General features: G+C 49.6%; 20 protein-coding genes. All 20 read right to left on the reverse strand.

What is annotated here, in order from left to right; translation table 11 throughout:
• Positions 1 to 232 precede the first annotated feature (232 nt).
• Positions 233 to 655, reverse strand: a complete 423-nt coding sequence (locus tag LI241_RS08600) for a winged helix-turn-helix domain-containing protein (protein WP_016359801.1) — start codon at positions 653 to 655, stop codon at positions 233 to 235.
• An 80-nt stretch (positions 656 to 735) separates the two neighbouring features.
• Complete coding sequence (locus LI241_RS08605) at positions 736 to 1119, reverse strand: metal-dependent transcriptional regulator (protein WP_009249999.1); 384 nt, start codon at positions 1117 to 1119, stop codon at positions 736 to 738.
• Between the two features lie 11 nt (positions 1120 to 1130).
• Entirely contained in the window at positions 1131 to 2879 is a 1749-nt protein-coding gene (locus LI241_RS08610; RefSeq protein WP_009249998.1) for an ABC transporter ATP-binding protein, read from the reverse strand.
• Positions 2880 to 4664: an ABC transporter ATP-binding protein gene (locus LI241_RS08615; RefSeq protein ID WP_009249997.1), complete on the reverse strand. Its 1785-nt coding sequence runs from the start codon at positions 4662 to 4664 to the stop codon at positions 2880 to 2882.
• 126 nt (positions 4665 to 4790) lie between these two features.
• The gene (locus LI241_RS08620; RefSeq protein ID WP_009249996.1) at positions 4791 to 6257 is read right to left on the reverse strand and encodes an ABC transporter ATP-binding protein; all 1467 of its coding nucleotides are present in this window, start codon (positions 6255 to 6257) and stop codon (positions 4791 to 4793) included.
• Positions 6254 to 7006, reverse strand: coding sequence for an energy-coupling factor transporter transmembrane component T (locus tag LI241_RS08625; RefSeq protein WP_009249995.1), 753 nt, complete (start codon positions 7004 to 7006; stop codon positions 6254 to 6256). The genes LI241_RS08620 and LI241_RS08625 overlap by 4 nt, the downstream gene beginning before the upstream one ends.
• Positions 7006 to 7605 carry an MptD family putative ECF transporter S component gene (locus LI241_RS08630; protein ID WP_009249994.1) on the reverse strand — a complete coding sequence of 200 codons (600 nt, stop codon included), beginning with the start codon at positions 7603 to 7605 and terminating at the stop codon, positions 7006 to 7008. The genes LI241_RS08625 and LI241_RS08630 overlap by 1 nt, the downstream gene beginning before the upstream one ends.
• A 146-nt stretch (positions 7606 to 7751) precedes the next feature.
• The gene (locus tag LI241_RS08635; RefSeq protein ID WP_009249993.1) at positions 7752 to 8717 is read right to left on the reverse strand and encodes an AraC family transcriptional regulator; all 966 of its coding nucleotides are present in this window, start codon (positions 8715 to 8717) and stop codon (positions 7752 to 7754) included.
• Between the two features lie 299 nt (positions 8718 to 9016).
• Positions 9017 to 10426, reverse strand: coding sequence for a relaxase/mobilization nuclease domain-containing protein (locus LI241_RS08640; protein ID WP_044983844.1), 1410 nt, complete (start codon positions 10424 to 10426; stop codon positions 9017 to 9019).
• Positions 10427 to 10510: 84 nt separating this feature from the next.
• Complete coding sequence (locus tag LI241_RS08645) at positions 10511 to 11467, reverse strand: nucleotidyl transferase AbiEii/AbiGii toxin family protein (RefSeq protein WP_009249991.1); 957 nt, start codon at positions 11465 to 11467, stop codon at positions 10511 to 10513.
• Entirely contained in the window at positions 11454 to 12218 is a 765-nt protein-coding gene (locus LI241_RS08650) for a type IV toxin-antitoxin system AbiEi family antitoxin (protein WP_009249990.1), read from the reverse strand. The genes LI241_RS08645 and LI241_RS08650 overlap by 14 nt, the downstream gene beginning before the upstream one ends.
• A 141-nt stretch (positions 12219 to 12359) precedes the next feature.
• Complete coding sequence (locus tag LI241_RS08655; protein ID WP_009249989.1) at positions 12360 to 12869, reverse strand: DUF3849 domain-containing protein; 510 nt, start codon at positions 12867 to 12869, stop codon at positions 12360 to 12362.
• 91 nt (positions 12870 to 12960) lie between these two features.
• Complete coding sequence (locus LI241_RS08660; protein WP_009249988.1) at positions 12961 to 13251, reverse strand: CD1845 family protein; 291 nt, start codon at positions 13249 to 13251, stop codon at positions 12961 to 12963.
• Positions 13252 to 13342: 91 nt separating this feature from the next.
• Entirely contained in the window at positions 13343 to 13687 is a 345-nt protein-coding gene (gene mobC, locus LI241_RS08665) for a plasmid mobilization relaxosome protein MobC (protein ID WP_009249987.1), read from the reverse strand.
• Complete coding sequence (locus tag LI241_RS08670; RefSeq protein ID WP_009249986.1) at positions 13684 to 14382, reverse strand: hypothetical protein; 699 nt, start codon at positions 14380 to 14382, stop codon at positions 13684 to 13686. The genes mobC and LI241_RS08670 overlap by 4 nt, the downstream gene beginning before the upstream one ends.
• A gap of 2 nt (positions 14383 to 14384) precedes the next feature.
• Positions 14385 to 15317, reverse strand: a complete 933-nt coding sequence (locus LI241_RS08675; protein WP_009249985.1) for a DUF4316 domain-containing protein — start codon at positions 15315 to 15317, stop codon at positions 14385 to 14387.
• Positions 15318 to 15329: 12 nt separating this feature from the next.
• Positions 15330 to 15962 (reverse strand): hypothetical protein, encoded by a 633-nt coding sequence (locus tag LI241_RS08680; protein ID WP_009249984.1) that lies wholly within the window; start codon positions 15960 to 15962, stop codon positions 15330 to 15332.
• An 11-nt stretch (positions 15963 to 15973) separates the two neighbouring features.
• Positions 15974 to 16498 (reverse strand): hypothetical protein, encoded by a 525-nt coding sequence (locus LI241_RS08685; RefSeq protein WP_009249983.1) that lies wholly within the window; start codon positions 16496 to 16498, stop codon positions 15974 to 15976.
• A 158-nt stretch (positions 16499 to 16656) separates the two neighbouring features.
• Complete coding sequence (locus LI241_RS08690) at positions 16657 to 17034, reverse strand: cysteine-rich VLP protein (protein WP_009249982.1); 378 nt, start codon at positions 17032 to 17034, stop codon at positions 16657 to 16659.
• On the reverse strand, positions 17031 to 19139 hold the full coding sequence (locus tag LI241_RS08695) for a DNA topoisomerase 3 (protein WP_009249981.1): 2109 nt from the start codon (positions 19137 to 19139) through the stop codon (positions 17031 to 17033). The genes LI241_RS08690 and LI241_RS08695 overlap by 4 nt, the downstream gene beginning before the upstream one ends.
• Between the last annotated feature and the right edge of the window lie 22 nt (positions 19140 to 19161).

The following is a 19161-nucleotide window of genomic DNA, read 5'->3' on the forward strand; positions in this document are numbered from 1 at the left end:
CGTTTTGAGCTGCGGCACTAAAAGATTTTCGGCTATATCGTTGTCGGTTTCTGTAGAAATATTGGACCTTCCAAATGTGCATGTCTGCCCCCATACCTGGGGGAGCACAAACAGATTAGAACGGTATTGCTTTTATACTTCCCCCAATCTGTTACTTTGGGGACATTATATAGGGTATAGTAATCAGCCTCCGTTCACCTTTTTCTCAGAAGTTAATCAAGATGTTGTAATTTCACTTCTTTTGCTGCGTTGTGTCAAATTTATATCCAACACCGCGCACACTGATAATATAATCTGGAATGTCCGGGGATATTTTGAGTTTTTGCCGCAGCCGACTCATTATGTTATGAATCGCAGTTAGTTCGTTCTCAACATATTCCTCACTCCATACATGGTAGGCTATGGTTTCAAAGGTCATTACTCGTCTTCGATTCATAAGCAATAAGTAAAGGGCATTAAACTCTCTGACCGACAAATCTACCTTTTTCCCTTGGACAGCGACCTCTCTTTCTTCCAGACAAAAATACAGATCACCTTCCCGAATTTCTGTTAAAGGTTGAGACGTATCTATCCGTGCGCCAAAAGAATCCGGGTTAGTACATGGGATGGCCGAAAAGCCCTGCTGTTGTTCTGTTTCAAGGACAAACTGTATCATTTCGCGTTTCTGCTCAACATCAAGCAAAACAAAAAGTTTCTCACCAATCTGCCGGCCATTCTCCGATAAATCAAGTACCGCTAGTTTCCCATGTCATCACCTTCCTTCCTTAAAGCGTCTTTCAATTTCTGAAAGGATTCCTCGCTGATTGCGTGTTCTATCCGGCAGGCGTCTTGCTCTGCCGTTTCCTGATCGACACCGGCAGCGACAAGCTGCTCCGTAAAGAATCGGTGCCGTTCATAAATTTTCTCGGCAATCTCCCGGCCTATGTCTGTCAGATGGAGAAAACCATCTTTATCCACGGTCAGAAAGCCACCGTCCCGCAGGACACCTACTGCATGGCTGATACTCGGTTTGCTAAAGCCCATGTGTCGGGCAAGATCAACAGAGCGTACCATGCCGGATTTCTTTTGCAGCATTAGTATGGCCTCTAAGTAGTCCTCGCCTGACGCATGAAGTTTCATCCGTTCCTCCCTTATGTAAGGCTCCATCCAGCAGATTTTTTTCGGATATTGACAAATTCCTGATAAATTCCGGCTTTTGCCATAAGCTCATCATGGGTTCCCTGTTCGCTAATCTGTCCATTAGAGATTACCAAAATCTGATCTGCCTGCCGGATGGTATTCAGCCGATGTGCAATTACAAGTAATGTCTTACCCTTGACCAGCTCATTGATTGCCTCCTGAATGTAACTTTCATTATCAGTATCGACACTGGCTGTTGCTTCGTCTAAAATTACAATCGGGGCATCTTTCAGAATACAGCGGGCAATAGAAATACGCTGTTTCTCGCCGCCGGACAAAGTAGCGCCGCCCTCGCCAACAACAGTCTGAAATCCATCCGGCAGAGCCATGATAAAGTCATAACACCGAGCTTTCTTAGCTGCCTCATAGACTTCCTGTTCAGTGGCGTCAGGTTTGCCCATGCTGATATTGTTATAAATTGTGTCTTGGAATAAGTACACGCGCTGGAATACCATGCTGATTTGTTCCATCAACTCAGCCAGCGGCACATCCCGAATATCCGTCCCGCGAACCGTTACCGTTCCAGATTTCACATCCCACAGCCGCGCCAGAAGGTTCGCAATCGTGGATTTGCCACCGCCAGACGGTCCCACAAGTGCGGTCATGGTATTCTTCTGCATAGAGAAGCTGATGTTGTGCAGGACTTCCTTGTCCTGATAGGCGAAGGCCACATCGCTAAATTGTACTTCTGGCTGATCCGGCTGTGCCTGTGACAGAATATGTTGATTTCCGTTATCGGGAAGTTCGGGCTCGTCCAAAACAGCTTCAATGCGGTCTAATGCGGCATTCATCACGGTCAGTCGGGTTGCTTCTCCATAAAGAGCTTTCAGAGGCCCAAAGAGATCAAAGACAAACAGCAGCACGCCCAAAAGATAAGCCAGGGAGAGTACGCCTTCCTGATGTAAAAAAACGGATAAACCGAAGATAGCGGCAATACCCACGCCATAGAGAATGTTTAAGCCAGTGGTCCACGGTGTCATTTTCTGCTCAAACTTCGTATTGACATCCCTTGATTTTTTGAAGTTTTCCGTTAATTCGTCAGATTTTTCTCCGAGCAGATTGTAACTTTTGATAACCCCAATTCCTTCAGCAAAAGACAAGACCGCATCCGTCAAATTCTCGCTTTGGTTTTGACGCCCGACAGCCTCCTTGAAGGAAACCTTATTCATATATTTTGCAACCAGCGATGCCAGCAAGGTAATGATTACCGCAATCAGCCCAAGTCTCCAATCCAGTACGAACATAAAAACAGCTAAAACCAAAGTAGACAGCATATAGCTCATCATGTTGCCAATGGTACTCATAGAAACTTCCTCAATGAAAACCATATCCGTACTGAGAACAGAGCTGATTTTGCCAATATTCCCCGATGTAAAGTAACCCATCGGCATTTTTCTTAAATGATTTCCCAACTCCATCCGTTTATCAGCAAAGATCATAAATCCAGCGGCACTTTGCAGACGGTCGCTCAAATAGTGAACCACTGTCTGAACCACTACAACAGCTAATAATCCAAGTCCGACAAACAGACAGGTCTTTCCAGTCAGCGTATTATCAGCAAACCCGGCAAAGACAATAAACGCCATGAAGATCGGCATTTTGGAGAGAATGGACTCGACAAATGCACATAGAAATGCAGCCTGAATACGGCTTTTATACCTCCCGGAGAGGTTCAGGATTCTTGAAATCAATGCAAACATTTATCTTCCCTCCTTTGCAGTAGATACTTTCCACTCGGCGCTGTCCTGAGCCGCTTTCCACAACTTTTGGTATTCTGGGCAAGCTTGAATCAGCTCCTGATGTTTTCCGGTTGCCACCATCTTTCCGTGATCCATAACGCATATTTGATCTGCGTTCATTATAGCGGGAAGTTTGTGAGCGATAACTACCAAGGTTTTTCCCTTCACCAGCTCCGCAATAGCAGCCTCCATTTTTTCCTCATTTTCTGGATCAGCATAGGCCGTGGCCTCGTCAAGCACTACAATCGGGGCATCCTTCAATATTGCTCGCGCCAGGGAAATTCGCTGGCGCTGCCCCCCGGAAAGCATTTTCCCCGCATCGCCCGCCATGGAGTGAATACCTTGCGGCAGCTTTTCCAGAAACTCCATACACTGGGCTTTCTTCGCCGCCTCCATTACTTCCTCATCGGTAGCATCCAAACGTCCAAGACGGATATTTTCCAGCAGGGAGGTGTTAAACAGGTACTGATCCTGAGCCACATAGGAAATGCGGCTGTTCAATGCCTCCAGGCTCATATCACAAAGTTTCTGCCCGCCAATGGAAATGCTCCCTTTCTGCGGGTCATAGTAGTGGATCAACAGTTTTGCAAGGGTGCTCTTGCCAGAACCGGATTCACCAACCAGGGCAGTTTTTTGTCCTGCTTTTGCCACAAGGGTAATATCGTGGAGGACTTCGTTTTCCGCTATTATCGGTTTCCCATCTGGGCCAGGCTGTGTCGTTTGATACGCAAAGGAAACATGATCGTAAGAAATGTTAAAATCCTGTCCGTGGAAATCATCCTCAGCAGCTTGCAGCGGTGCCGCATTTAACATCTGTTCAAGTGCCGTAATCTTATAATTCAGATTCGGAATCGTCTCCATAAAGCCCAGTGCTTTCAGGAGAGGAATCCCAATGCTGAGGGAAAGGCAGAGGACTAAAATCAAATCAGGTAAAGTGCTTATGCCACAGAGAACAAACCATGCCCCAAGAGGCAAAGTCAGAATAACAGTGCAGGGCAGCAGACTTCCGTATATCGCCATCCAGGGCCAGGCGGCCTTATACCATGCCAAGGTATAATCCCGATAGTCCGTTACATCCTTGCGGAAGTTCTCGTAAGATTCACTCTCCCGGTTGAAAACCTTGACAACCTCCATACCATTGATGTACTCAATGATCGTGTTGTTCATTTTCTGTGCAGACTGATAGTAGGGACCCATGCGCTTCATTCCAACAGAGTACATAATGACCATGGAGAGCAGGCTGATCGGGATAGAGGCCAAAGACATAAGAGCCAGTTTCCAGTCCGCACAAAACATAGCAACATAAATCACCAGCGGGATCAGCAAATTTGCGATACCCTCCGGGACTGAATGAGCAAGGAGCAATTCCAAGCTGTCCACATCATCGACAAACAGCTTTTTGATTGTCCCTGTCCCTTTTTCCTCCACAATGCCAAGGGGAAGTTTCTCAAACTTCTCTTGCAGAGATACCCGCAGCCGGAACAATGTGTTATATGCTGCTTTATGAGAAATTGATAATCCCCATCCATATAAAACCGCCTGCAAAACAAGACAGATCAAAACCCCTATAACACGCAATAAAACAAATTCTGTCTCAACAGAATCGCCCATAACCAATGGCGAAATGACCTGATAGGCCAGCACAAAAGGCAGGACGCCCATAAGAACGCTGACCAGTACGACAACCGTGGCCACATACATATTTTTCTTATATGGCCCTGCGTACTCAAAGATTTTTTTGAACATAAGCCCTCCTTATATTGAGCCGTACTGTCTGTGCTTCAAAAACAAGAGGCCGCCAAAGTAAAGCGGCCTCTTATCATTATCTTTCTGTCCAGTCAAGGCGGCCCTGACATTCATAATTTCTAAAATTCACTGGCGGATTCGGAAAAAATCCAAAACCTTTTTACTGCCGGATTCGTCCAATGGATAGCTTTCTTTTATTTGCCCTTTTTCCATATGGACTACATACGAACATCCCGCCATCACCAACTCCGGATCATGCGTAATAACAAGAAGCGTTTTGCCCTGATCCGCGAGTGACTTCAAACTCCGCGCAACTTCCCACATATGTTTGAGATCAAGCCCGCTGGTTGGTTCGTCAAACACAATGATCTCCCGGTTACTCACAATGGCAGATGCGATCGCTACCCGCTGTTTTTGCCCGCCGGAAAGAGAAAGCGGGTGCCTGTCTTTATATTCCAGCAGATCAAACTGTTTAAGGATTTCATCTGCAACAGTTTCATCCTCGTTGTCCATGCTCAGAAGCACTTCATCCATCACGCTTTCGGTAAATAGCTGATGGCTGGTATCCTGCATTACCATGTAGCAATGTTTGAGCCGGGCTTTCCAATCAAGGGTTTTCCCGTCAACCTGCAAAAGGCCACACTTCTTTTCCAGTCCGCAAATACAGCGGGCCAAAGTAGATTTTCCAGCGCCATTCAGGCCGATAATGGCAATCGTTTCTCCAACAGGCAGTTCAGCACTCGGAATATGGAGGCTTTCCGGTTCCCGCTTTTTATACGCAAAGCAGAAATTTTGAAATTCCATCAGTTTAGCTGTATGCGCCTGATACTGATTCGCGGGTTTCAACTTCGAGAGAGAAAACGGCCGCAGCCCCATTTCTTTTCGAGTGCTATCCGATAAACTGTCAAATTCAGCAGGCGTGTATTCCCGTTCAATCTCCCCATCTTTTACATACAGCACACGATCTGCAAGATCGTGAAGGTAGTAAAGGCGGTGTTCTGCAATCAGAATTGTTTTGCCCTGCTTTTTCCAGAGGCTCAAGACCTGCCGCAGGTCATCAATAGCAGCCATATCCAGATTAGAAGATGGTTCGTCAAGGACCATAATTCCCGGTAGCAATACACTTGATGAAGCACAGGCTATTTTTTGCTTTTCGCCCCCGGACAGAGCAAACACGCTTCGCCCCATCAAATCTTCAATATGATAATCGGAAACTGTACGGTCAATCCTTTTCAGGATATCTTCCTGGGGATAGCCTAAATTTTCACAGGCAAAGGCTAATTCACTATCCGTATCCACGTTGAAAAACTGACTTTTGGGATTCTGGAATACAGATCCCACCATAGCAGCCAAGTCATAAAGCGGCGTATCTGATACGCTTTTTCCGTCCAGAAGGACATCACCCTCTAAATTGCCCTCGTAATAATGAGGCACCAGCCCGTTTACCAAACGGGTAATCGTTGTTTTCCCACAGCCGGATTCTCCCGTGAGTAAAACAAATTCCCCTGTGTTTATGGTGAGATTGACATTTCTAATCCCTCCGCCGCTGGATTCTTCACCATAAGAAAAAGAAACATTTTGAAAATCTATCATGGCAAAATCCCTCCTGCGGAAATTATCGGGGAAGCAATCGCCCAAAATACTACAAAGCAGCAGAACAAAATCAGCACCACATCAGCGAAATTGAATTTAAGCTGACAAATATTTGTCCGTTTAACGGGAGCGCCAAGGCCACGGGTAATCGCAGAAGCGGAAAGTTCCTCCCCAATTTTCACGGAACAGGTAATCATTGGAATCAACTTATACTCCAGTATTTTTGAAGATTTTTTCCCACCGAGTTTAATCCCCCGCATTTTCATGGCATCACTGATTGCTTCCGACTCTTGAAAGACAGTTGGAAAAAAGCGGAACATGACAGTTAAGGGGATTGTCACTTCTTTAGGCATGTGGATTCTTTCCATGCCCGAAATCAATTCACTAACCGTTGTTGTTTTGACTGCATACGCAGCGATTGCAACGCTGGGAAGGATACGGCAGAAAAATCCTGTTGTAAACAGCACGAGAAAATTCAATATTCCTGTAAGGTGTGGTAAAACATAAACTTGAACAGCGTAAAAAACAGAGAACACAGCAATATAGCTTACGGCTTTTACAAATTGTTTTGAAGTAAGCAACAACAGTGCCGGAACCGCACAAAGAACAAGGCGGATCAGCCCCATAGCCTCTCCGCCTGTTCCTCCCATGACAAAAATACTTATGATGAAGATGAGCAACAGCTTTGTACGCGGATCAAGCCGCAACCCTTGTTCTGTTTTTTTGCTGAGCAGAATTTCCCGCGCCATTACGCAATACCTGCACGCTGGAAGTGCTTTTTACAAATTGCTTTGCCAAGCAGACCGCCGACAAGTCCGAACACAAAGCAGGCAACCAGCAGAACAGGAGCAATCCACATCGGCATATAGCTATTAAGCGTAGCAGCATATTCCGCACCATAGCCTTCAGTCAGCATAACCATATAGCTTTCGCGGTTCAGGAAAATGGGAGCAAAGTTGCCAAACACCCAAATGCTGAACACGCCGCAGGATAGAACGCTGCTCTTTGCGCTTTTATATCCGCCGTTTTTCAAAATTACATCAGCAATCAGACCGCCAACCAGCCCTGTTACCATCGTAAGATAGCCGTTACCAAAGAACACCATGACCAGGCCGATCAGGAAACCCATGATTGCGGTCATCCCGAATTTTTTAGCCTTTGTAACATACAGCATATAGGGGATGCCACCAATCAAAGGGCACAGCACCGCCATCAGCGGAATAAAAATGGGGATGAAGCCAAGCATCGCCACCAGCATGACAATAACAACATAGATAACCGTGTAAATGCCAATCGTGATTAAGTCCTTTCCCTCAAGTCGGGAAGCACTTTTTTTCTTTGCATCCATAAACAATATCCTCCTATCCTTGTACGGAAAAATAAAATGTGGCGTAGTTAGCATAATCTAACCACACCACATATTGTAACTGTTACCGACAATGAATCCAACCCAAACCCGATTTCATTCTACCCAAAAACGGTATTTTTTTAGGTTTAGCCAATCGTATTTTCATCTTTATAGTTCTTAGGTATTACTCCATATTTCTTTTTGAACGCAGCCGCAAAATTGCTTGGTTTTGAATATCCAACCAGCGTTGCGATCTGGCTTACATTCAAGTCGCTTTCCAAAAGCAGCCCTGCCGCTTTTTCCAGTCTTTGATCTATGATGTATGCGTGAACCGATGTCCCAAATAAAGAATTAAATCCCTTTGTCAGCTTGGAAACACTGATATTGACCTTTTTCGCCAGTTTCTCACAACTCGGTGCAAAAGCAAGCTGGCTGTCGATAATCCGCTTTGCCTCGGTAATTGAGTCCCTGTCACTTTTAGAAATGCTGATATAACTCGATGAAAGAATACTGAGTTCCAATACTTCACTCAAATACACGGACAGCAATTCAAAGACCTTGCTTTCCAGAAATAAATACCCTAAACCGCCCCGGTATTGCGTAAAATCTTTTAACTCCGCAAAAATATGTTCCATATACGGGGTGATACTCACTTTTGAAATGCCAGTCAATAATTTTTTCTCATAAGCATCTATCTCACTATCTTCAAAGTAGTCACTCAAAATTTTATGAAAATAGGGCATGGGAATTTTTATATTTTTGAAAAGAAAGTTTGTCTTTCCGGAATAACACAGATATTCCATCTTACCATGTCCTCGATAAATACAGGATTCGCCTTTCTGTATGCTGACACATTGACGTGCATCTGCAATATTCCACGATACGCCATCATTAAAGCAAAATAAAAGTTGAATATAATCTTCGCAGCTTACACCCTGCACATTCATATCTGAAAAATAATTCATTTTCCAGTCTGATACAACAGCTCCTTGCTTTGTAACAACCTGTGAAATCTGACCTGTTCCCATATCAGCCGGAATATCTATTGTCACTGTCTGCGGAGAGTTGGAGAGCAGATCATGGTACAGCTTTGTCATGTATTGATTTGTCATTGTGCGCCCTCCTTTTGGTTAGTTTTAGCTAATCACAGTCTACACCACTTGCCTTGAAAAGTCAATTTATCTCTGTGGAATATGCAAAGATTAGAGAACAAAACTGGTTATCAGTAATTCACGATACTACCGGCAAGCAATGCAATCTTCCGTAAGATTGCGTATTTTAGAGGATTTCCCGTTGCCGTGAAACCCTCTAAAATGCTTGTTGGTGACATATCCCCAAACCCCTGAGATCGTCACCTGCGGTGACGGCTGCGCGTTCCTTCGGAACGCTGAAAACTGGGAGCAACATAAAACTATTGTCGGGATTTTTGCTTGTCTTTCTGCTGCTCCTGAGACGCAGGAATGTCCAGCAGATAGTCCACATTGGCCTTGATATTGTGAAGCTCCTTCATATCAGACCGGGCCTGCTTATAGGCGGCATAGGCTTTCCGTTTCTGTTCCAGCAGACCGGCGTATTCCTCTCGGAGCGATTTGACGGAGGGCAGTTTTGTGATTCCTATGCTGTCAAAATATTTCTTCGCCGCCTGGTGTAATAGAATATCCGCCTCATGCTCCGCCCGGAACTTTTTACTATAACCAGCCTTGCGGTATTCCACATAGACCGCCCGCGTCTTGGCATAGTTCACGATCTGTTTCTGCAATTCTCCATTGGCGGTCATCTGCGATTCCAGTTCCTTGATCTTTGCCGACAGTGCATTAAAGCTGATGGTAGCCGCAGCAGCTTTTTCCAGCAAATCTTCATAGCTCATATCTCCATGCTCTTTCAGGTAGATCACCGCCTGGGAGAGCTGTTTTAAGTTAAATACCTTCGCCCAGCGTTCATAGCCCGGTCCCTTGCCGGCCCGGACCGCTGCCTCAATATCCACCAGCAGCCCAGCCTTTGGAACGGGCTTTTGCGAAAAAGTACGGCGGGGTTTTGCCGTGCGGGTGCCCTCGATCCGTTCCTGTATCGCCTGCTCGGTATAGTCGCCTTTCAGCGTATTGCACCGGGTATAGTTTTTCTGCCCCGGCCCCCGGAGCCGGAGGTTCTTGCGTTCCCGGTTGACTTCGATTCCGGCAGCCTCCAGCTTCTTCAGGAAGTCCTCAAAGTCTTTCGGCCTTTCTTCCAGGGCCGCGTCGATTGCCCGGCGTAGCTGCTCCTGGAAGGAGGGCTGTTTCGTATTTCCCAGCCATGTGCCATAGTGGTCCCTGCTGGGTTTTGGATTTTCCACGATAGACAGACCGTGCTCCAGACACAGCTTGTCATTCATGCGCCGGATCGCCCAGGTAGAGCCCCAGAAGTTGCGGAATTTCCGGGTGCAGTCAAGGGCGGTGGAATTGATGATGATGTGATTATGAACATGGTGCTTATCCACATGGGTACACACCACAAAGGCATGATTGCCCTTTGTCAGTTTCAGTGCGAGCTCCCGCCCGATCTGGTTCGCTTCTTCCGGCGTGACTTCGCCGGGCTTGAAGGCTTGCCGGAGGTGGTAGGCGATCACATCATCCGCGCCCCGGTCCCGCCCGGTCAGGTTCAAATACTGCCGCTTGGAAAGAAGGAACTCCGCATCCGCGATTCGGGTATCACACTCATAGCCATAAATGAATTTTCCAAAATCCGTTTTCCGCGGATTCTCCACATAGTCAATGATGTCCGCAATGGCCGTAGACACATCCCGCCCTTTTCCCACATGCAGCGGCATTAGTCTTGTGGTTGCTATCAGGATCACCCCCTTGCCAAAATGAAAGAGCTGCCCGGAAGGACAGCCCTTGGTATGTATTCGTTATAGTGCCGGTGTATCTTTTTACTTTGGCATCCGCCCGCCGCATTTCCATAGTGCCATCGGGTGATGTTCAACACGCGAGAGAATATCAGCATCGTCAAACAAAAGGCCCGGCTGATAGTTTCCCTCTGCAAAAGCCTGCCAGAAGGACAGCTCCGTATCTTCCGGTTTTAGAATCGCGGCTAAATAATCCTTTACCTGTTTCTGCGCACAGGCCAGGTCAAAGCGTTCTCCACGGCGCAGCACCGGTGTAAGGTCCGTCCTGATTTTCCGTGCGGATATGCTGCCGATACCATTGAGGTCAAAGTATTCCGGCACGGTTTCCGAAGCAATCGCCGCGTAGAACATGATACACTTTCTGAAAAGCGGTTCCTGCGTCTCGTCAAACAATCCATACTTTTGCATATTGAACATATCATATAAATCCCGCGGGGCCGCCCGGTTTAAGAGGGCGACCGTCTTTGCGGAGAAGATTTCCAGAGGATCAACGTTTAATACTGTAAGCTCCTGATCGTTCCATGGCAAATAAACCGGTCTGCGGGAAACAGGCAGCACATGGCAGCGGAGCATATAGTTGATCTCAATTTTCAGGTTGTCTTTCATTCCTCCGGCATTCACATACTCGTACACGAAGGAATCCAGCGCGTGGTATTGCTTTGATTTCAAACTCAGCGTATAGCCGGAAGCCGCCATGTATTTTTGTATGTGTTCATTGATCTGCTCCCGCTCCGCTAGCATAGCTTCCCTTGATACATCCTTTGAGAAATCCAGGTCTATATCAACCGACAGGCGGGGCAGATCAAAAATCGTCAGATTGATCGCCGTGCCGCCTTTCAGGGCAAGGCTGTCCGCAAGCAACCCATCGCTTTCCATAAAAGAAAGAACATCCGCGAGGCGGCAGACTTTCTCAAAGGTGTCACGGACAAAGCCGAGTTCTTTGGCCTGCCTGCCAAGCGTAATACGGTCAAAGCGCATCATAATCAGTTACCCCCTTATTTATGATCGTTTTCAAATCTTTTGGAGCAAACAGTTTCCATCTGTTATGAAGGACAAAATCGCCCTGCTTTTCAAAGAGATAGGTTTTACTGGCAGAAGACCGTTTTTCACATTCCACAAAAAACGGTTCCGGTAAAGACAGTTCCTCTTTCCATGCTTCAAGAATAAATCCGGCCTTTTGATATAGCTGCGCCCGGCCATACAGTTCCAGCGCGTCAAGCAGTTTGCTGTAATCAAGCGAAGGAATCAGGAGAAGGCAGCGCAACAATTCTTCCAGGCCTCCGATTTTTTCAAAATCCGCTATACTGTCTATCACGGTCCGCTCTAAAGAAGTCACGCGGATGCCGGTGTCTGTTTTTATGATGTCCGTATTTCCCCGGCAGGCCATCGGACAGTAATTTACGCCGTCATAAGAGAACGGGCGGACGCGCTTTTGGGTGGTGAAGTACACATCATAAAAAACCTGGTTCGCATATCCGTAGTATTCAAAGGCGCTGTGGTGGGACACACAGGCATCGTCTGTCACGCGGGAAGCTATCTGGTAGCGGTTCGGGATCGCCTGTCCGGTTTCCATGCTGATGACCGCATATAGATTGCGGCGCACACGCTCGATATATCCTTTTTGCAGATAACTCTTTATCTGCCATACAGCGGAACTTTCTGATCCGGCGAGCTGCACCATATCATCATGTGTAAAACAGCGCAAAGCGGCAAGCTCTTTGTATCGTTCCATTGCACAGCCTCCTTTTTTGTTTTCATTATAACGCAAAGCAAGAGAAAATACAATGGTTTTGAACGGATTTAGAAATAATCGTTTTTTGAACTGCACGAAGCAATAGGGAAAGTATCTGTTTTGTGCGAATTTGAAAATGTATTAACGTTCCGGCTCTTTCCGTTTTGTTGGTGCATGTACGGCTGCCGTCCGCTCTGTACTCTGTTTTATGCCTTCGCGGATCGAGACTTTCTTCCCATGTTCCTTTGTATAATCGAGCCGGGCCTGCGTAAGAAAGAGATCGACAAGTCCGGGGTGGCTACGATCCACCACAAAGTAAACATTCCGATCTTGGCCGAAGCCGTCCGGGTTCTCGTAGACCGGAATGGTTTTCGCCCAGGCTTTGTTATCGCGGGAAATACGCCCATCCCAATCCTTTTGCCGGACCGTGCCCGCAAGCACATAAAACATCCGGTCATAACCGAATTGTTCCAAAACCTGATGTACTGCCTCCGTTCCGAGGCGGTTATCCCGGTAGTGATCGGCAATGGCCTGTTCGATTGCCTCCTTACAGGCGATATTTGCCTTATAGGAAGCACGGTATTGTTCCAGTTCTCCATGCTCACGCACATAGGAAGCCGGATAGATATATAGCTGTGTTGTGTCTTTCATGTGATCCCTCCAAATAGAAAAAGCTGCCTTGTGAGACAGCCCCGAATAGTGAAAAAGAGGGCGGGACACCGAAAATGCCCCGCCCATAAGTTTATCCAAATACAAAATCTTTGAGTGCGTGGTTTGCGCCGCCGATCATCCCGACCAGCCAGGCCGCCGCCATTGGCAGACCGTAGGGGCTTATCAGAAACGCGATCACCAGCCATGCAAGCCCGGCCCACACTCCGGCAGTAAAGAACAGCACCAGCGACGCCAGAAATACAATGCCTGATAAAATCCCCAGCACCGCGCCGGATGCGATCACCAGGAACTTGCACACCAGATAAAGAAGCCCCGTAACCAGGACAAAGGGAAACGCCAACAGTTTGAATATCAGACGCATAGGTCAAGCCTCCTTCCACGGGAAAATATCATGTCCCTCTGCCAAAATTCTACCGTGCCGGTTCCCGGAAAGCAACGGCTATTTTCTCCGTTTACGAAATGTTTGCAAATCCCCGGAGCAGCTTATCCATACCATTCCACAGGTCATCCAGCCGGGTACGCAGATCTTCCACATCCGCAGCATAAACGCTGCCGGTTTCATTGGCACGCCGGGTGTACTGGTTTAAGTTGTTGGAGCAGATACGAAGGAGGCGTATCATTTCCTGAATGTCGCCCATATCCAGGTGAATGATGTAACCGTCCACCGCCATTTTGCGGAGATAAGCGGAAAGGTTGGTGATCCCCAGCTCTGCCATGCGCTCTTTTATCAAAGCAGCCTCCGCCTCGGTCAGAACAAACTCCACACGGACAGACCGCTTATCCCGTCCGCCCTTCATCGGTCCAGCCCGCCTTTATGGGGTGCGCCTCTACCGGGAGCAGCGACGGCGGCCTGGGCCTCTTTGAGCCTGCCGCGCATGGACGCCTTTTTTAATTTTTCCATGTATTCCTGAACATTGCCCGGCTTTGCATGGTAATCCCGTTTCAGCCGTTCCCGGCGCAGGATCACCGCCAGCTCCCGCTCGCTTTCCGGCGCGTACTGCATGGATTTTGGCGTGCCGTGCTCCGGCATAAGCTCATTGATCTGCCGTCTCCGGGACTGATAGGGCAAGGTAAACTGTACGCCGTCCTCGAATGTCACCGTTACCCGGTCAATGGGACAGGACAGTGATTTCACCCGCTCCACATGGGAAGGGTAATCCAGAGGGTAGATGGTGCCGGTCACTTTTCCATCCTGCAAACCATCCAATGTAAGGGCATAAGCTAAAATCGGGTCATTCGTCTGCTCATGGTAGAACATCCACACTTTATTTTCATTGCTTTCCTGTAGATACACCTCCCGCTCGCTCAAACAATAGGTGCCGCAGGGCCGTGACATCCAGAGAAGGCGCCGCTCCTCCGGTTCTCCTGATAAGGCCACCTTTTGGATCAGTTCTTTATCCACGTCAAAATCTTCTTTATAATGCTGTGTATGCAGTTCTACGACCTGCCCCAGAAAGTCCAGTATGTCTACGCCTTCAAATTTGGTCCCCATACTCAAAGCCCCCTTTCCGGGACAGGCGGTGTGATCTGCCTTGCCTCATGCTCCGGGCGCTCGGATTTCAGGCGGTCCAGGACAGAGGGCTTTTCTTCCGGCAAGGTCTCCGGGGCAAGCTCCCGGATTTCCTCGTGGGTCTGGCCGTCCGTCAGGTCCGGCTTCACCGGGGGCTCGTTGTTCAGCCTGCCGTCCAGCATATTATAATTGCCGGTCTGTCCTTCCTCGTAAAGCTCCGCGTTTCGCAGATAGCTTTCAGGCGGCTGGAAGGGCTGCCCGGCGAACAGGATTTCCCGCTGTGCTTCAAACTGCCGGAGAACGCCGTTTTGTAGCCGGGCAAACTCCGCATACTGATCCGATGTAAGCCCACGCTCCAGCATTTCCGCCTGAGAATGGGCCCAGCCCTCACCGTAGAGGAAATAATACATATCCGCCCGGTCTGTGACAAAGCATAGGGAGCCGTCGCCGTTATCGTAATAGGAGGTAAGCCCGTCCTGATAGTGATAGTGTTCCTCGCGGCCCAGATAGACCCGGTTGTCTGCCGCAAGCATGGCGACCATGCCGGCATAATTGCTGTGTACCGCGGAACGGATTTCCACCAAAGGGTCCGGATCTTTGGAAAGCTGCCTGCCGGGAATCTCATTCAGTTTTTCCATCGCCGCGTTTCGGGGCGTCTGTTCCTCATGGGCGCGGGCAGCTCTGTCCGGCTGTGTTCCGTCCTTTCGGACAGCACCCGGTTCCGGTTCCTTTTCCTTTACAAAATAGTGGACGTTGGCAGTCGTGCGGCTGTTACACTCCTTCGCGTAAGCCTCGGCTGTCTCCTGGGAGGCAAATTCAAGGGGCCTGCCGGCCTCCTTGCACCAGCTTTCCGCCCGCCCAAAGATTGAAGCGGCGCTGCGCACCGCCCATACACCGTAAGTCTTTTCTTTTTCCATCGGCACCTCCTGTTATCGTTCCTGCTGCTTTTCCGGTTTTAGCCGGGCAGACGGTTCCGCTGTTTTCGTTTCTTTAAGCTGCTGCCGGAGGGAGGGCCTTTGTTCCGGCTCCGTATCTGTGATATTCACATACTCGCCGATGATACAAAGCGCCTCGCCATAGCTGCCGGAAGCAAATACCCGGTCCTTCATTTCCTTTGCCTGGTCTGTAAGCCCATGCTCCCGCAAAGTGCGCTCAGCGATCCCCACCAGGTTAAAAATATTGCCGTCCTGCCCGATCAGCGCGCAGTCCGGCTTTTCCGGCTCCGGCGCCGGTTCCCCGATAAACCCGCCCAGACGGTTGGGGACAAAATCAGAGAGCCATGTGCCACCGAAAGTCTCATGGGTCTGCAAACGCCACATGGCAAGTTTCCCAATCTCCAGGTCCACACCCTCAAAGGGATAGAGCAGACAGGGAGAATCATTATACTCAAAAGCAAAAATATCCTGGAACTTCGCGCCGTTTTTCAGAATACCGGCCTCGGTGAACATTTCATTGATCCCGTCAAGCCATTCCTGCAGCTCGCCGCCGCAGCCCTGCAAAATCAGGCCGCCTTTTCCCTCCATACGGCGAAGGTCCTCTGTTTCAATATGGTTGATACTCAAAAAATCGCCTCCTATCGTTGTTGTTGGTTTTCTTTCCTGTGCCGGACAGCTTTGCCCTCCGGCGTTTTCCTTAGCTGCTGCCGGAGGGAGGGCTTTTGTTCCTCTTTCTGTAAATCCGTAAGGATCGCAGATAAGGGCTGTTCCCACCGGCTCCCGAAGCCCCGTACCACCGTTCCGGCCAGAGCACCGTTTTCCCTGAACATTTCCAGCGTGTCAAAAGCCCGGTCAAAAAGAGAAATGTTTCCGGAATCTACACATGGGGCAAAGTGGATCACCCCTTTGGGATAGTTCCTGCCGGTCCCGATCCAGCCCCGCACAAAATCGTCAAAATCTTTTGTGATTCCCGCATCTGCCAGCTCCACGGCATGGCTGGCATTTACAAGACTTGTTTCCTGATACTGGCGGCCCAGGACCAGCACGCCGGTCTTTGGATTGAACAGGAAGCGCCGGTTGCCGATCTGCTGCATGTCAATGGCCTGCGTCCTGGTATCGATCCGCATGATCTCCGGCACAATCGGTATTTTTTCTATAAGCATCCCTCCAAACTGTCATAAAAATAGAGCACTAAAATGCGCCCTTTGTCCGCAACTTAGCCCCATTTCAGAGGCCGGGAGTATTCTAATATAGGCGCCCCGTAAACAGGGCCTTAAAACCCTTGAAAACACTGGCCTGATTGGGCTAAGTTGCGGACACATCACCCTCTGTTTTGCCGCCTGCGCCGTTTCCGTTCCCGCTCGGATTTCCGTCTGGCAAAGCTACGGCAAAAATCCGAACAATACGCCTGGCTTGTGACCGGAAGGTAAGCCTTTCCGCAGACCGGGCATATCTTCTGCCTGAGAGAAGTATCTTCACCGGTCAGGGCAGATTCCAGCTTTGGCTCCGTAGGCAGCACCGCCGCCCGGAAATAACGGCAGAACGCGCCGGTCCACCATTTATTCAGCATGTAGCAGGGACAGTCCAGGGGGAGGCAGAGCTTATCCTGGCAGTCATAGTTGGCGCACAAACTCGTCACCAGCCTTCGGATTGCCGCCCGCTCGGATCGTGTCAGTTCTCTTTCCGGTGGGGCGCTCATTTGCGCCCACCTTTCCTCGCCGGAAATTCCAGCTTGAAATTCACATACTTGCCGCCCGTATCATCCAGCACCACAACCGCGTCATAGGTCCGGCCCGTTTTTTCACTGTAAAGCCCGGACATAGAAACGCGGCCCTCTTTCAGAAGGGCCGCCGCAACGGTTTTTGTCAGGGTTTTCTTCTTACCTGTAAAGAATTTGTTATCTTTCCAGAGGGCAAAGGAGCAGTCTCGCTTTTCACAGAAAAATCCCTTTTTGCCCTCATACACAGTGCCGCCGCAGCGGGGACAGGTGCCGACAGCCTCGCGCCGGGTTCCTTTTGCGTAAGGGAACAGGCCGGCAAACCGTTCCTCCGGTGCGGTATGTTCTTTGACAAGCCCCCTGTTCATATCGGCGATCCCTTCCATGAAAGCCTCCGCACTGATCTCGCCGCGCTCCACCTGTTTTAGTCTGGATTCCCATTCCGCGGTAAGCAGCGGGGATTTAATATTATCCGGCAGGACCGTAATCAGGTTGGTTCCCTTTTCCGTGGGAATGAGCTGTTTTTTCTTTCTCTGCACAAAGCCGGTTGTTACCAGCTTTTCCAGTGTAGCCGCACGGGTAGCCGGGGTGCCTAAACCCTTGCGCTCTGCATCCTCCGGTGCGTCTGCCGCGCCTGCCGTTTCCATAGCTGCCAACAGGGAATCCTCCGTATAGTGCTTTGGCGGGGAGGTCTTGCCTTCCCGGACGCCTGCTGCCACCGGTTCAAAGGTCTGGCCCTGGGTAAGCTCCGGCAAGGCCGCGTCTGCGGGGTCCTCCTTTTCCAGTTCCGCCTGTTTCAGCCCCATGCGGTAGAGCCGTTCAATTTCCTTCCAACCTGCCTGCAAGACGGTCTTTCCTTTCGCTGTGAAGGAATGGCCTGCACAATCCAGTACCACCGTGACCGCCTCAAAGCGGTGCGTCTGGCCGGTGGCGCAAAGGAGCCTCATGGCGATCAGCGCCAAAACATCCCGTTCCCCGGAAGGGAGAGCAGACAGGTCCGTCCGGGCGATCTCCACGGTGGGAATAATGGCATGGTGGTCGGTGACTTTACTGCCATCCGTTACCCGGTCAATATCCGGTTCTTCCAGGCATCCTTTCCCGAAAGGCATGTTGTCCCGCAGCCACAGGATCAGGGAGGCGGCGGTTGCCTGCATATCCTCGGTCAAATACTGGCTGTCGGTACGGGGATAGGTCGCCAGCTTTTTCTCATAGAGGGATTGCAGGTAGTCAAGGGTCTGCTGGGCGGTGTAGCCGTAGATACGGTTACATTCCCGCTGCAAGGTCGTCAGATCATAGAGGCGGGGAGGCTGTACGGTCTTTACCTGCTTTTCCACTGAAAGGACAGAAGCCGTCTGCCCGTCACATTCCCTGCGGATTGTCTCTGCTGCCTGTTTTTCCGCCAGCTTATCACCGGAAGCAGTAAGACCGCCGCAAGTGATCTCTGGGACATAGAAGGGCCTGCTGGTAAATGCCTGAATCTCTGCCTCACGCTGCACCAAAAGCGCCAGCGTTGGGGACATGACGCGCCCGACATTCAGGGTGACGCCGTACAAGACAGAAAACAGCCTGGTCGCATTGATCCCAACCAGCCAGTCCGCACCGGCCCGGCAAACCGCGGCCTCATAGAGACGGTCATAATCCTTACCGGGGCGCAGGTGTTCAAAACCGTCCCGGATCGCCGCGTCCTCCATACTGGAAATCCAGAGGCGTTCCATCGGTTTCCTGCACCCGGCATACTCATAGACCAGACGGAAGATCAGCTCACCCTCGCGTCCGGCGTCAGTGGCGCACACCACGGAATCCACCCGTTTGTCCTTCATCAGCCGGCACAGGAGGTCAAGCTGTTTCTTCTTGTCCTTCGGCACCTCATATTTCCATTCGTCCGGCAGGATCGGCAGATCGCCATAGCGCCATCTGGCATACTGTTCCCCGTAGGCTTCAGGCTGTGCCAGCTCCAGAAGGTGGCCGACGCACCAGCTCACCAGGTAGCCGCCGCCTTCCAGATAGCCGTCCTTTTTCTCATCTGCGCCCAATACCGCCGCCAAAGCCATAGCGACAGAGGGCTTTTCTGCAATCACTAATTTCACTTGTCATCCTCCATTTCTTTGA

Origin of the sequence: Longicatena sp. 210702-DFI.1.196 (genome assembly GCF_020563125.1) — a bacterium.
Classification (GTDB): Bacteria; Bacillota_I; Bacilli_A; order Erysipelotrichales; family Erysipelotrichaceae; genus Longicatena; species Longicatena caecimuris.

Bases quoted from the DNA above. Each gene is read 5' to 3' on its own strand.
- LI241_RS08620 (WP_009249996.1), bottom strand. From the start codon at position 6,257: ATGATAGATTTTCAAAATGTTTCTTTTTCTTATGGTGAAGAATCCAGC.
- LI241_RS08660 (WP_009249988.1), bottom strand. From the start codon at position 13,251: ATGCGTCTGATATTCAAACTGTTGGCGTTTCCCTTTGTCCTGGTTACG.
- LI241_RS08645 (WP_009249991.1), bottom strand. From the start codon at position 11,467: ATGATGCGCTTTGACCGTATTACGCTTGGCAGGCAGGCCAAAGAACTC.
- LI241_RS08675 (WP_009249985.1), bottom strand. From the start codon at position 15,317: ATGGAAAAAGAAAAGACTTACGGTGTATGGGCGGTGCGCAGCGCCGCT.
- LI241_RS08670 (WP_009249986.1), bottom strand. From the start codon at position 14,382: ATGGGGACCAAATTTGAAGGCGTAGACATACTGGACTTTCTGGGGCAG.
- LI241_RS08625 (WP_009249995.1), bottom strand. From the start codon at position 7,006: ATGGCGCGGGAAATTCTGCTCAGCAAAAAAACAGAACAAGGGTTGCGG.
- LI241_RS08685 (WP_009249983.1), bottom strand. From the start codon at position 16,498: ATGCTTATAGAAAAAATACCGATTGTGCCGGAGATCATGCGGATCGAT.
- LI241_RS08690 (WP_009249982.1), bottom strand. From the start codon at position 17,034: ATGAGCGCCCCACCGGAAAGAGAACTGACACGATCCGAGCGGGCGGCA.
- LI241_RS08650 (WP_009249990.1), bottom strand. From the start codon at position 12,218: ATGGAACGATACAAAGAGCTTGCCGCTTTGCGCTGTTTTACACATGAT.
- LI241_RS08630 (WP_009249994.1), bottom strand. From the start codon at position 7,605: ATGGATGCAAAGAAAAAAAGTGCTTCCCGACTTGAGGGAAAGGACTTA.
- LI241_RS08600 (WP_016359801.1), bottom strand. From the start codon at position 655: ATGATACAGTTTGTCCTTGAAACAGAACAACAGCAGGGCTTTTCGGCC.
- LI241_RS08655 (WP_009249989.1), bottom strand. From the start codon at position 12,869: ATGAAAGACACAACACAGCTATATATCTATCCGGCTTCCTATGTGCGT.
- mobC (WP_009249987.1), bottom strand. From the start codon at position 13,687: ATGAAGGGCGGACGGGATAAGCGGTCTGTCCGTGTGGAGTTTGTTCTG.
- LI241_RS08605 (WP_009249999.1), bottom strand. From the start codon at position 1,119: ATGAAACTTCATGCGTCAGGCGAGGACTACTTAGAGGCCATACTAATG.
- LI241_RS08615 (WP_009249997.1), bottom strand. From the start codon at position 4,664: ATGTTCAAAAAAATCTTTGAGTACGCAGGGCCATATAAGAAAAATATG.
- LI241_RS08610 (WP_009249998.1), bottom strand. From the start codon at position 2,879: ATGTTTGCATTGATTTCAAGAATCCTGAACCTCTCCGGGAGGTATAAA.
- LI241_RS08635 (WP_009249993.1), bottom strand. From the start codon at position 8,717: ATGACAAATCAATACATGACAAAGCTGTACCATGATCTGCTCTCCAAC.